This window comes from Nocardiopsis sp. SBT366, assembly GCF_001083815.1.
Lineage (GTDB): Bacteria > Actinomycetota > Actinomycetes > Streptosporangiales > Streptosporangiaceae > Nocardiopsis > Nocardiopsis prasina.
In genome coordinates, this window is record NZ_LAVM01000044.1 from 1 (window position 1) to 12,806 (window position 12,806).

Here is a 12,806-nt window from a genome sequence, read left to right on the forward strand (position 1 = left end):
AACGGGGCCCGTGCCCGCCCTGGACAGCGGGTCTTCGGCGCAGGGCCGGGTGGGACCGGGTGGCGGCGTTGGTCGAGGGTTCCCAGGGTGTTGGCCCGCCGGACACTGATCGCGACAGTGCAGGTCACCCCCATGCTGAATCGTTTCATCACGAAGCACCCCCAACCCACCCTCGGCCCGCCGACCGGGCCGCCTGATCACCCTCGGAGCCCTCATGTCCCACCGACGCACGGCGATCACCGGCGCCGTCGTGACCCTCTCCGTCCTGGCCCTGACCTCGTGCGGCAACGTCGACGCCCCCGCGGGATCGGCCTCGGGCGACGGCGACGTCGTCATCACCTACAACTCGCCCTCCGAGTGGGGCAACTACGGCGAGGTCCTGCGCGCCTTCACGGAGGAGACGGGCATCAGCGCCCCGAACGACCCCAAGAACTCGGGGCAGGCCCTGGCCGCGCTCCAGGCCGAGAGGGGCTCACCCGTCGCCGACGTCGCCTACACCGGCATCGCCTTCGGCGAGCAGCTGGTGGAGGCCGGGGTCCTCCGGGAGTACGTGCCCGAGGGCGCCGAGCAGGTCCCCGACGAACTCCGTGACCCCGACGGCGCCTGGACCAGCGTTCACACCGGCACCATCGCCCTCATCGTCAACGAGGACCACCTCGACGGAGCCCCGGTGCCCCAGAGCTGGGACGACCTGCTCGACCCGGCCTACGAGGGCAGGGTCGGCTACCTCGACCCCACCCAGGCCGCCGTGGGCTACTCCGCCGCCACCGCCGTCAACGTCGCCCTCGGCGGCGACTTCGACGACTGGGGCCCGGGCCTGGACTACCTCAACGCCCTCAGGGACAACGGGGCCGCCACCTCCGCCCAGACCGCCACCGCCAAGGTCGCCCAGGGCGAGATCCCCATCCTCATCGACACCGACTTCAACGGCTACAAGCTCCGCGACGAGGGCGCCAACGTCTCCGTGGTCATCCCCGAGGAGGGATCGCTCCAGATCCCCTACATCGTCGGACTGGTCGAGGGCGCCCCGAACGAGGACAACGGCAGGGAGCTCCTCGACTTCTACTTCTCCGAGCAGGGCCAGGCCCTGTTCGCCGCCGGGTACATGCGCCCGGTGACCGGCGAGATGCCCGACGAACTCGCGGACAGGGTGCTGCCGCCCGAGGACTACGAGCGGGCCGCCACCGTCGACTACGTCGAGCAGGGACTGCGCCAGCAGGAGTTCATCGAGCTCTACCAGGACGAGGTCGGCTTCTAGTGCCCTCCCGCACCGCCGTGGGGAGCCACACGGAACCCGCCACCGGAGAGGGCACCGCCTCCGCCGTCCACGGACGCGCGCTGCCACCCCCGGCCTGGCTCGCCGCGCTCCCCGCCCTGGTCGTCATCGGCCTGTTCAGCGCCTACCCCGTCGCCGTGATGGTCGCCAACTCCCTCGGTCTGGGCCAGCCCCCGGCCGACGGAGGACCCACGCTGGAGCACTACGCCGGGGCGTTCGGTTCGGCCGCCGTCCGCGACGCCCTCCTGAACTCGCTGTACATCGCCGTGGGCTCGGTCCTGTTCACGCTCTGCGTCGCCGTGCCCGTGGTGCTGCGCCAGGCCGACGACGACCGCGAGGGCCGGGGCGGCGCCACCACCGACGCCCTGCTCACCCTGCCCATCGCCCTGCCCGGGATCATCATCGGGTTCTTCGCGATCGTCCTCACCGGACGCACCGGACTGCTGGGTCTGGCGTGGGACGGCTTCTCCGGCCTGGCCTACACCTTCCCCGGACTGCTCATCGCCTACCTGTACTTCTCCCTGCCCCGCGTGCTGGGCCCGCTGCGCGGCGCCGCCGCCACCCTGGACCCCTCCCTGCCCGAGAGCGCCCGCACCCTGGGCGCCTCCCGTCCGCGCGTGTTCCTCACCGTGACCCTGCCGCTGCTGCTGCCCGCCGCCATCGAGACCAGCGGCACCGCCATCGCGGTCGCCCTGGGCGGGTACGGCACCGTCGCCACCCTGTCCGAGGGGGTGCGGCTCCTGCCGCTGAACGTGGCCAACGAACTCACCACCGGCTACCGGCTCGCCGCCTCGTCGACCCTCGCGGTGATCCTCGCCGCCACGGCCGTGCTGGCGCTGGTCCTGGGCCGGGTCCTGGCCCGAGTCGTCCGCCGGGCGGTGTCCTCATGACCCGGATCATCACCCGCCTGACATGCGCGTTCGTGGCCATCCCGCTCCTGGCCACCCTCATCGCCGCCACCAGCGTCGACTTCTCCCAGGGGCCCTGGGGCGGCGGGCCCACACTGGACTGGTTCGCCCACGCGTGGCCGCCACTGGCCCCGGTGATCGGCCGCAGCCTGGCCGTGGCCGCGCTGGTGGTGCTGCTGAACCTGGCCGTCGGCGGGCCGCTCGCCTGGTGGGTGGCCCGCCACCCCTCGGTGCTCACCCGCCTCACCGGCTACCTGGTGAACGTGCCGCTGGCCGTACCCGGTATCGCGCTGAGCGTCGCACTCGTGGGCACCTATCCCATGTTGCGTCCCAGCGGTCTGCTGCTGGTCCTGGGCCACCTCGTCTTCACCCTGCCGTTCACACTGGCGGCCCTGGTGCCCGCCCTGGCCAACGACGAACTGCGCACCAACGAGGGCGTCGCGCGCAGCCTCGGCGCCGGATCGGTCCGCGTCCTTCGCACCGTCACCGTCCCGGCCTGCCTGGTCGCCGTCACCCAGGCGGTGACCATGGTGTTCGCGCTGTCGTTCGGTGAGTTCAACGTCAGCTTCTTCGTGAACCCACCGGCCACGCCCACCGCACCCTTCGCCCTGTTCGACTCCTACTCCACCCAGCGCCTCGAACTCGCCTCGGCGCAGTCGATGATCTTCGTCGCCTTCGTCGCGCCGGTGCTGACCGCCATCGTCCTGGCTCGACGCCGGGCCCCGAGGAGAACCCCGTGAGTACCCAAGCCACCGCACCCGACACCACGACCGGACCAGCGCCAGCCGTCGCACGCGCGTCCGGGCTGGCCGTGGACGACCTCACCGTGCGCTATGGCTCCACCACCGCCGTGGAGCGCGTTTCCCTGGACGTGGCCCCGGCCGAGACGGTCGCCGTGATCGGCCCCTCCGGCTGCGGCAAGAGCACCACGTTGCGCGCCGTGGCCGGGCTGGTCCCGGTCTCGGGGGGAGCCCTCACCCTGGCGGGGCGGGACGTCACCGGCCTGGGCCCCGCCAGGCGCAACATCGGACTGGTCCCGCAGAACTACGCCGTCTTCCCGCACATGAGCGTGGCGGCCAACATCGGCTACGGACTGCGGGCCCGGGGCACGGCGGCGGCCCGCCGCGAGCGGCTGGTGCGGGAGATGCTGGAGCTGACCCACCTCACCGATCTCGCCGAACGCCGCCCCGACCAGCTCTCCGGAGGGCAGCGCCAACGGGTCGCTCTGGCCCGGGCTCTCGCGATCCAGCCGGACGCCCTGCTGTTGGACGAGCCCCTGGCCGCGCTGGACCCGCAGCTGCGCGGCGGACTGCGCCGGGAACTCGCCGCCATGCTGGCCGCGACCGAGTGCGCCACCCTCATCGTCACCCACGATCAGCGCGAGGCACTGTCGCTGGGGTCGCGGATCGCCCTGCTCCGCGACGGGAAGCTGGTTCAGTTCGACACCCCCCAGAAGCTCTGGGACGACCCGGTTGACGCCTTCGCCGCCGACTTCCTCGCTGGCGCGGTCCTGCTCGACGCCGAACTCGCCGACGGTCACGCCGTGGCCCTGGACGGGCGCTGGCGGCTCCCGGTCGCGGACCTGGCGGTGCGGTCCACCGCGCACGGTGCCGTCCGACTACTGCTGCGCCATGACAGTCTCGCCGTCACCGACGAGGCGGACGAGTCGGCGCTGGTCGCGGAGGTGACCCACTCGGAGTTCACCGGTGACGGCGTACACCTCACCGTCCGGGCGGGGGAACACCTCCTGGGGGTGCGGGTACCGCCCGACGCGCGGATCGGCCGTTCGGTCGCGCTGGCGGTCACCCCGGGGCGGGCCACCCTGCTGCGCCCCTGATCCGACCGCCCCCGACCCACCCCCGACGACAGCCACGAGAGGAACACGCATGCTGGAACTGGAGATCCTCGGATCGAACGCGACCGCGCCCACCAAGGAGGGCCCCGCCTCCTGCTACCTGCTCCACACGGAGACCGGCCTGGTGCTGGTGGACGCCGGGCCCGGGTCGCTGCTGGCCTACTGCTCCCGGTACGAACTGGAGCAGCTGCGCGGGATCGTCGTGACCCACATGCACGCCGACCACAGCCTGGACCTCATGGCCTGGGCCTACCGGTGGACCTTCCCCGAGGTGTTGCCGCGCGTCCCGCTCTTCCTCCCCGAGGGCGAGGCCGAGCGCGTGGCCGCCTTCGACGCGGTCTTCGGCATCCCCACCCTGCCGACCATGAACCAGCCCATCACACAGTCCTTCGGGATCACCGCCATGCCCAGGGACGGCCGGACCGTGCACGAGGTGGACGGGGTCGCGTTCCGTTCGTACGCCGCTCACCACAGCGTGCCCTCCGCGGCGCTGCGCTTCGAGTCGCCGGACGGTCGGGTCGTCGCCTTCTCCTCCGACACCGGCTACTGTGCCCCGGTCGCCGAGGCCGCCCGCGAGGCCGACGTGTTCGTGTGCGAGGCCACCTACCTCGAGGCGGACGAGCGGGCTCTGCACGGCCACGGACACCTCACGGCGCGGATGGCGGGGGAGCTGGCCGCCGAGGCGCAGGCGCGCCACCTGGTGCTCACCCACTTCGCCAGCCCCGCCGACTGGGACGAGGGCCGCCGTCACGCGGAGGGTGCCTTCGGAGGCAGGATCAGCGTCGCCGTCCCGGGCCGCCGGTTCTGACGACGACGGCCCCTGACAGCGGTCTCCCGGTACTGGCGGGACCGCCGTCAGGGACACCGCGCCCAGCCCTCCCCTCCCAGCTTGGTCCGAGGCTTCCGGGGCCGAGGTCGCGTGGCCCCGGCAGGCGGGGGCGGGGGGACGTGCGGAGGGTGGTTCCTGTCTGGTCGGGTGGATCACCCGCGTCCCGTTGATCCAGTCCGCCCCCTGGGTGCTGGCGGGAGGCACCGAAACCCCGTCGGTAGCGGTGGCGGGCCCGTCGTGGTCTGCGGATCCTTCTTCCGCATCTCGCGCCCCAATATGTACGGCCATTTCAGTGCCAGTCTGCCAAGGCTTCGAGTGCCATCCTGCCTGGGAGTGCAAATGGGCCAGGGCTCCAGGTTCATTGACAACGCGAGTCCGCGTACTGAAAATGGCCGTACAAATCCATCCGAGGGTCGCCGACCCTCCCCTCCGTAGGGAGCCCCGCGCATGGCCGCCGCCCGAACGCTCGCCGACTGGGCCCACGACCTGGATCCCAGCGAGGACGATCGCGCCCTGGCGCGTCGCTCGCTCCGCGACACGCTCGCCGTCACCCTGGCCGCACGCGACCACCCCCTGGTTCCGCTGACACACGGCCTCCCGGAAGAGGCCCGCTGGGCCGCGATCGGACACGTACTCGACTTCGACGACCTGCACCTGCCCTCGACGACCCACATCAGCGTCGTGTGCGTTCCCGCCGTGCTCGCCGTGGGGGGAGGCGAACGCGACTACCTGGCCGCGGCCGGGGTCATGGCGCGACTCGGTACGGCGCTGGGGTGGCGGCACTACACGGACGGCTGGCACGCCACCTGCACGGCGGGCGCACCGGCCGCGGCGGCGGGGGCGGCCCTGGCACTCGGGCTCCCAGCCGACCGCGTGGCCACCGCCATGGCCCTGGCGGTCCCGGCCGCGGGGGGAGTCCAGCGCGCGTTCGGCACCGACGCCAAGTCCCTCCAGGTCGGCTTCGCCGCGCACGCCGGTGTCCGCGCAGCCCGCCTCGCCGCGGCCGGAGCCGACGCCGACCCGACCGCGCTCGACCAGTGGCTCGCCATCATGGGTGGCGAACCCGCGGCCCTCGACACCGGTGGCGACGCCGTCCCCGACGGCCTGGCCACCAAGATCCATCCCTGTTGCTACGCCATGCAGCGGCCCATCGAGGCGGTCCGCTCGCTGGGGCCGATCGACCACTCCGCCGTCGAGCGCATCGAGGTCGAGGCCCCGGAGGCGACCCTGCACCCGCTCATCCACCACCGGCCCGACACCGGGCTCCAGGCCAAGTTCAGCTTGGAGTACGCGCTCGCCGCCGCCGTCATGGACGGCCACCCGGGATTCGCCGGCTTCACCGATCGGGCCGCCCAGCGCCCCGAGGCCCGGCGCCTGGTCGCGGCGGTGGACGTCCGGACCACCCCCGGCGGCCACGGCCTCCTCGACGGGTCCACCACGGTCAGGGTCCGCACCCGGGACGGCGCCGTGCTCGACACCACCCTGGACCTGCCGGCCGGAGCTCCCCGGCGACCGGCGACCGACACCGAGCTCGCCGCGAAGTTCGCCGACTGCGGAGCCGACGTCCCGGAGCTGGTGGACAGGACCACCTGGTCCAATGCCCCGGAACTGCTGCGCTCCCGGTTTCCCGGAGCCCCCGGGGGCGTGCCACGGGGTAACGCTCCGAACACCGAGGTGCACGGATGAGCCAACGGCGCTCGCCGGTGTCACAGCCACGGCCCGGAACAGGCTTCACCGAGGCCTTCGCCACCCGCCGCGATGCAGACGAGATCCAGTGCGACGTGAACGTCCGCCAGCTGGTGGAAGGCCACCGGGTCGAGTAGGGGGCGGTCCGACGCCCCCGGGCGCGCGTTGTCCCCGTCTCCTCCCGGGCCGGGGACAATGGGACCTCGGAACATTCGGGCGAGGTCGGGGGCGATGGCGGTCAACAACGGTGAGGCGGCCTACCAGAAGGTCGCGCGGGAACTGCGCTCGGCGCTGCTCGACGGCACGTTCGACGACGGCTCCCGCCTGCCCACCGAGGCCGAGCTCGCCGACCGGTACCACGTCAGCCGCCAGACGGTCCGGCGAGCCTTCCAGGACCTGGTCTCCGAGGGGTTGGTCCACCGGGTCCGCGGCCGGGGCACCTTTCCCGCCCCCCGCGACCAGGGACGCTACCTGCGCCAGTTCGGTTCGATCGACGACCTCATGGCCCTGTCCGAGGACACCCGGATGCGTGTGCTCCGACCCCTGCGCCGCAGGGTGGACATCGACGCGGCGGGCCGCCTGCGCCTGGACAACGACACGGTGTACTCCGTCGACTTCGTGCGCTCGCACGCGGAACAGCCGTTCTGCGTGACCACGGTGCACCTGCCGCCGACTGTGGCGTCCGTGCTCGGCGCCGTGCCGGAACTGGCCTCCGAGGGCGTGAGCAGTACCATCACCGTCATCGGGCTGCTCGATCCGGGGCTGGACCACCCCATCGCCGAAGCGGAGCAGAGCATCACCGCCGTGGACGCGGGGGAGGACATCGCAAGGGACCTGGGATGCGCACCCGGGCAGTCCCTGCTGAGGGTGGACCGCGTCTACCTGGACGTGACCGGGTCCCCCGTCGAGCTGGCCACCAGCCACTTCCTGCCGGAGCAGTACTCCTACCGTGTCCGGCTGCGACGCAGCACGCGCTGACGGCCCACCACCGGACCGACCGAACAGGGAAACCATGACTGAACAGACCTCCGTCTCCCGGGACGAGCTCCGCCGCGTCGACACCCCCACCGGACCCGTCGTCGGCGCGGTCCGGGGAGAGGTGGTCCGAGCCCTCGGCATCCCCTACGCGCGCGCCGAACGGTTCGCCCCGCCCCGGCCCGCGCCCCCGTTCACCGAACCCTTCGAGGCCACCCGGCCCGCGCCCGCCTCACCGCAGCTCACCTCCAAGGTGGTGTCGGCGGCGGTCGACGGCGTCTCGGTCGGCCGCCACGACGAGGACTGCCAGCGGCTCTCCGTCACTTTCCCCGCCGACCTCTCCGAGGACGAGCGCCTGCCCGTCATGGTGTGGATCCACGGCGGCTCCTACGTCACCGGAGCCGGAGACATGGAGATCTTCGACCCCACCCGCCTGGTCACCGAGCAGCGCGTCATCGTCGTCGCCGTCACCTACCGCCTCGGGGTGCTCGGCTACCTGCGCATCGGTGACTCCGCCCCCGCCAACCTCGGTCTCCTCGACCAGATCCAGGCGTTGCGCTGGGTCCGCGCCAACATCGCCGCCTTCGGGGGAGACCCCGACCTCGTCACCCTCTTCGGCCAGTCCGCGGGAGGCGACGCCGTCGCCCACCTCATGATCAGCCAGGGCGCCGAGGGCCTCTTCCGACGCGCCGTGGTCCAGAGCGCCCCGCTGGGCATCATCACCGGACGCTCCCGGATGTCCGAGGCCATGGCGCGGGCCGTGGGCGTTCCCGACCCCGAAGCGACCGCCACCGAGCTGGTGGCCCTCGAAGAGCGCGCCGGCGCCGCCGCCAAGGGGCACGGCCTGGCCAGCGCCATGCCGTTCGGTACCCAGTACGGGCACGCCCCCCTGCCCGCCGAGACGATCCGGCTCCGCGCCTGGGGCGCGGCCGCCCCCGGGATCGACCTGCTGATCGGCGCGACCAGCGAGGAGACCGGGCTGTTTGCCGAGTTCCTCCCCGCGATCCGACGCCTGGCCGCGCTGCCGCTCGTGGGGGCGTCGCTGCGCCGGTTCCTGGTGTGGGCCACCACGTACCGCATCTACACCGGCCCGACCAAGCGCTTCGCCCGCCACCACCGCAGGTCAGGCGGAAGGGCCACCCGCTACACCGTCACCTGGCGACCGGAGGGCAGCCCCTACGGCGCCGCCCACATCGTGGACGTCCCCCTGTTGCTCGGCAACCGGAAGGCCTGGGAGAACACCAAGCTCGTCGGCCGCACCAGCTGGGCGGAACTCGACCGGCGCGGCCGGGCGGTCCGGCGCCTCTGGGCCGACTTCGCCCGCACCGGGACGGTCCGCCCGAGCAACGCCGAAGCCGCCGCCGATAGCCTCACCGTCCACCGTTCCTGACACCCTCCCGCACGCCAGCGGACCCGAGCCCCGGACGGTGGCTCGGGCCCGCTGACGGTTCGAGGGTCAGCGGTACCCGTACTGCTGGGCCGGAACCCGGTTGCGTCCGATCAGGAACCACAGGAGCGCGCCGATCAAAGGCGCGAGGAAGACGAGGACGATCCAGACCAGCTTCATGGGGACGTCCAGCCGGGAGAACAGGATGCTGAACACGGCCGCGACGATGAGCACGACGGCGGCCAGACTCACCAGCAGCGCGCCGATCATCAGGGCCAACGCGATCCCGGTCTCCGGGGTCATCGACTCGAACAGGTTCAACAGCGTCATCGCGGGTCTCCTCAGTCTCTTGCGGGTTCCGGCCGCCCCCGTCGTGGTGCGGAACCGGACCCCCTGGCTACGTACTCAACGCTAGGTCCAGCACACTCTCCGTCGCATCCACCTGCGGGACGCTCCGTCGCGTCGCCTAAGAAGGCGACACGACGCCCCGGGTGGGTCTTTTGGCGGACGGCACGCACCGACTTTCGTCGGGGGTGCGCGGTCACGGAGTGAGACCACTGGTCACCGAACGGTGGTCGTCCGTTGGCTGGCGCCTGTGCCCGCGTTCAGTCGCGTCGAGGAGGGTGGCGTTGCGCCGGTCCCCCGACCGGTCAGGCCCCCTCACGTTTCGGAGAGCAACCGCATGCTCACGACACACGCCCCCAACGACCGGACCCGCCGCGGACTGCGTGCCGCGCTGACCGCCTCGGCGGTCGTCACCCTCACCGCCTCCGTGACCGTGGCGATCGCCCCGGCCGTGGCGGCGCCCTCGGACGGCGGGGACGAGCCCGTCTACAGAGGCGCGATCGAGATCGTCCGCACCCCCGACGACTCCCCGGACACCCCGCGGCTCGACGGCAGGGTGTTCGTCGACACCGACCGCGACGGCGTCAGCGACGACGAACCCGGCCTTGCCGGGGGCGTGGTGACCAACGGCCGCGACGTGGTCGGGACTGACGACCAGGGCCGGTATCAGTTGCCGGCGTTCGACAACATGACGGTGTCGATCACCCAGCCGTCCGGCTACCAGGTGCCGCTGGACGAGTACAACGTGCCGCAGTTCCACTACAACCACCTGCCCGAGGGCTCCCCGGAGCTGCGCTACGGCGGCATCGAGCCCACCGGTCCGCTGCCGTCCGAGGTCAACTTCCCGCTCGTGGAGAGCGAGCTGACCGCCGCCGACACCCAGAGCTGCGTCATCGCCGGGGATCTCCAGACCTACGACAGACAGGAGATCGAGTACGCGCGCGCCGGTGCCATCAAGGACCTGTCCGAGCGCGACGACCACGCGGGCTGCGGCACGCTGTTCGTCGGCGACGTCGCCGGTGACGACCTGTCGCTCTACCCCGACATCAAGGAACTGGTCGCCGAGACCAACGGTCCGGCGCGCTTCCTGCCCGGCAACCACGACCTCGACTTCGACGCGCCCCACGCGGACCACTCCTTCGACACCTTCCGTGCGACGCTGGCGCCCGCGTACTACTCCTACGAGGTCGGCGACGCGCACGTCGTGGCCCTGAACACCGTCGACTACCCGTGCACGGCGGCTGGCGACAGTCCCGAGGGCATCGAGGCGCACTGCGACCCCGGGGGCTCCCCGGCCTACAACGGCCGGATCAGCGACGACCAGCTCACCTGGCTCGAACAGGACCTGGCCAACGTCGACGAGGACAAGCTGATCGTCGTGGCGGGCCACATCGGTCTGCTCAACTACGCCGACGAGGGCTCCCCGGTCCACCAGGTCGACCAGGTCACGCGCGTCCACGAACTCCTCGAGGGCCGCGAGGCCGTGGCGGTGGCCGGACACAGCCACAGCATCGAGAACCTGAGGACCGGTGACGACGTCGAAGGCTGGCGGGAGCTCTTCGGGATCGAGGGACTGCCGTTCCCGCACATCACCGTGGGCGCGATCTCGGGCGACTGGTACTCGGGAGAGGTCGGCGAGGACGGCTACCCCACGGCCCTCGGTCGTGACGGTGGGCGTCCCGGTGTGGTGACCCTGGACATCGAGGGCAACCGGTTCGCGGAGCGCTACACCGTGACGGGGGAGTCCGACGAGGTGCAGACCCAGCTCGGCCTGAACAGCCCCACCTACCGCGAGTGGTACACCGAACGCCGCGAGTGGAACGCCGACCCCGTCGGTGAGGCCCCCGAGCTCACGGAACCGCTGGTGGTCGACGCCGACGACCTGGCCAGGGGCACCTGGCTGACCACCAACCTCTTCCTCGGGTCCACGGGCTCCACCGTGGAGGTCAGCCTCGACGGGGCACCCGCCGCAGAGGCCGAGCGCACCCAGCAGCTCCAAGGCGAGGCCGTCAACGTCGGTGTGGAGTACTCCGACCCCCACGCCGTCGCCCAGCAGCTGGTCCACGGCGGCAGCCTCGCCGACCGCACCATGCACCTGTGGCGCTTCGATCTGCCCGAGGACCTCGGGGCCGGTGCCCACACGGCGGAGGTCACCGCCACCGACGCCCACGGGCGTTCGTTCACCGACACTCTGGAGTTCGAGGTCGTGGAGTAGCCCGGAACGAAGGGAGGAGGGTCGACGCGTCCGCGTCGGCCCTCCCGTGTACCTAGTGGCGGTCGACCAGGAGCTGTCCGTCAGCGGCCTGCCCGCCAGCCAGGCCGCCACCGTAGTTGGCCTCGACCCGAGACCGCTCGGAGGCGTTGGGCTGGGCGTTGGTGCAGTCCACGCCGCCGGTGGAGCCCGACATCAGTGACGAGCAGGGGCCGGGCTTGGCGTCGGGCAGGCCCAGGCTGTGGCCGAGTTCGTGCGCGGCGATCCGCAGCGGGTCGTGGCCCTCCGCGGTGCCCTGACGACCCATCCAGACGGTGACCTGACCGCCCGGACGAACCGGTCCGAGGTGGGCGCGGGGCCAGCCGTCGTCAGCGATGACGCGGATCTCGGCGCGCTGCCCGGGGGAGGCGGGTTCGAGGCGGACGTTGTCGACGCTGGAGTTCCACACGTCCACAGCGGAGGCGACGACCGAGGTGAACTCGGCGGCCTGGCTGGAGTCGTAGTAGAGGACGGTCGGGTTCTGCTGGAGGGACGGATCGGTGGGCGCCGCACTCGCCGGTGCGGTGCCCACCAGGGTGAGTGCCAGTGCGCTCAGCGCGACCAGGAGGGGCGTGAGGACGCGTCTCAGCATGGGGTCTCCCTGGGGTGAGGGTGCTGATGATCTTCGTGACCCGGTGGGGTCGCGGTGATGCTATGTGTAGCGACCCATCACCACAAGGAGGGCATAACGCTAAGATTGCGCAGCGTGCTTCCCGCGGGGCCACCGAGGGCGGGGCTCGGGACCGCGGCGGCTCCCTCCCGGTCAGGACGGGTTGGTGTTCGCCCACCGCGACGGCTACGTGGGGCTGGACACCTTCGACCTCGAACACCAGCACCTGGTCTCGCACCACATCAGGTTCGAGGAGGGAGGCGAACCCAGCGTGATCCGGGTGAAGCAGCGCTACGTGTGGCCGTCCGAGCTGGACCTCATGGCGCAGATGGCCGGCTTCGCGCTGGAGTCCAGGCACGAGGACTGGAAGGGCGGCCCGTTCACCGGCGACTCCGGCTCCCACGTGTCCGTCTACCGGCTGCCCGAGCAGGATTGAGCCACGAGGAGCGGTCACACGTCGCGGCAGACGAAGCGGAGGGCCCGCGCCGTGGTGGACCCGGTCACCTCCGCGTCCGGCCCGCCTCCGGTCCGTGGGCGCGGGTACGGACCCGGGGGTGCCGGGGCACCCGCACGTCCGGTTCTGCGATCCCTGGACCTCCGAGCTCGGGTTGTCCACAGCCGGAGCAGACCCACTTGTGGCCGCCCGCACCGCCTCGCAGACTGGGAGGAGTACCCCCTCCTCCC

General features: G+C 72.0%; 13 protein-coding genes. 11 read left to right on the forward strand and 2 right to left on the reverse strand.

What is annotated here, in order from left to right; all coding sequences use genetic code 11:
- The first annotated feature begins 214 nt into the window (after positions 1–214).
- From ADX84_RS14955 to ADX84_RS14990, 9 genes are all read left to right on the forward strand, one after another.
- Positions 215–1,258 (forward strand): extracellular solute-binding protein, encoded by a 1,044-nt coding sequence (locus ADX84_RS14955; protein ID WP_049574110.1) that lies wholly within the window; start codon positions 215–217, stop codon positions 1,256–1,258.
- Positions 1,259–1,338: 80 nt separating this feature from the next.
- Entirely contained in the window at positions 1,339–2,166 is an 828-nt protein-coding gene (locus ADX84_RS14960; RefSeq protein WP_199776601.1) for an ABC transporter permease subunit, read from the forward strand.
- Positions 2,163–2,924, forward strand: coding sequence for an ABC transporter permease (locus tag ADX84_RS14965; RefSeq protein ID WP_049574113.1), 762 nt, complete (start codon positions 2,163–2,165; stop codon positions 2,922–2,924). The genes ADX84_RS14960 and ADX84_RS14965 overlap by 4 nt, the downstream gene beginning before the upstream one ends.
- Positions 2,921–4,021: an ABC transporter ATP-binding protein gene (locus ADX84_RS14970; protein ID WP_049574118.1), complete on the forward strand. Its 1,101-nt coding sequence runs from the start codon at positions 2,921–2,923 to the stop codon at positions 4,019–4,021. Before ADX84_RS14965 ends, ADX84_RS14970 begins: the two co-directional genes overlap by 4 nt.
- Before the next feature lie 49 nt (positions 4,022–4,070).
- Entirely contained in the window at positions 4,071–4,847 is a 777-nt protein-coding gene (locus ADX84_RS14975; protein ID WP_049574120.1) for an MBL fold metallo-hydrolase, read from the forward strand.
- A 468-nt stretch (positions 4,848–5,315) separates the two neighbouring features.
- Positions 5,316–6,554, forward strand: a complete 1,239-nt coding sequence (locus tag ADX84_RS14980) for an MmgE/PrpD family protein (protein WP_049574125.1) — start codon at positions 5,316–5,318, stop codon at positions 6,552–6,554.
- The gene (locus ADX84_RS26040) at positions 6,551–6,691 is read left to right on the forward strand and encodes a hypothetical protein (RefSeq protein WP_156208095.1); all 141 of its coding nucleotides are present in this window, start codon (positions 6,551–6,553) and stop codon (positions 6,689–6,691) included. Before ADX84_RS14980 ends, ADX84_RS26040 begins: the two co-directional genes overlap by 4 nt.
- 94 nt (positions 6,692–6,785) lie before the next feature.
- Positions 6,786–7,532 (forward strand): GntR family transcriptional regulator, encoded by a 747-nt coding sequence (locus ADX84_RS14985; protein WP_049574129.1) that lies wholly within the window; start codon positions 6,786–6,788, stop codon positions 7,530–7,532.
- 34 nt (positions 7,533–7,566) lie between these two features.
- Positions 7,567–8,919: a carboxylesterase family protein gene (locus ADX84_RS14990; protein ID WP_049574133.1), complete on the forward strand. Its 1,353-nt coding sequence runs from the start codon at positions 7,567–7,569 to the stop codon at positions 8,917–8,919.
- A gap of 66 nt (positions 8,920–8,985) precedes the next feature.
- Here the strand turns inward: ADX84_RS14990 and ADX84_RS14995 are convergent, their stop codons facing one another.
- A complete protein-coding gene (locus tag ADX84_RS14995; RefSeq protein WP_049574136.1) occupies positions 8,986–9,246 on the reverse strand; it encodes a PLD nuclease N-terminal domain-containing protein in 261 nt (86 codons plus the stop codon).
- Positions 9,247–9,598: 352 nt separating this feature from the next.
- On the opposite strand from ADX84_RS14995, the gene ADX84_RS15000 reads away from it, so the two are divergent.
- Positions 9,599–11,476 carry a calcineurin-like phosphoesterase C-terminal domain-containing protein gene (locus tag ADX84_RS15000; protein WP_049574138.1) on the forward strand — a complete coding sequence of 626 codons (1,878 nt, stop codon included), beginning with the start codon at positions 9,599–9,601 and terminating at the stop codon, positions 11,474–11,476.
- 52 nt (positions 11,477–11,528) lie between these two features.
- Here the strand turns inward: ADX84_RS15000 and ADX84_RS15005 are convergent, their stop codons facing one another.
- On the reverse strand, positions 11,529–12,104 hold the full coding sequence (locus ADX84_RS15005) for a snapalysin family zinc-dependent metalloprotease (protein ID WP_049574142.1): 576 nt from the start codon (positions 12,102–12,104) through the stop codon (positions 11,529–11,531).
- Between the two features lie 184 nt (positions 12,105–12,288).
- Between ADX84_RS15005 and ADX84_RS15010 the strand changes: the two genes are divergently transcribed.
- Positions 12,289–12,558 carry a hypothetical protein gene (locus ADX84_RS15010; RefSeq protein ID WP_234003984.1) on the forward strand — a complete coding sequence of 90 codons (270 nt, stop codon included), beginning with the start codon at positions 12,289–12,291 and terminating at the stop codon, positions 12,556–12,558.
- Positions 12,559–12,806: the final 248 nt, after the last annotated feature.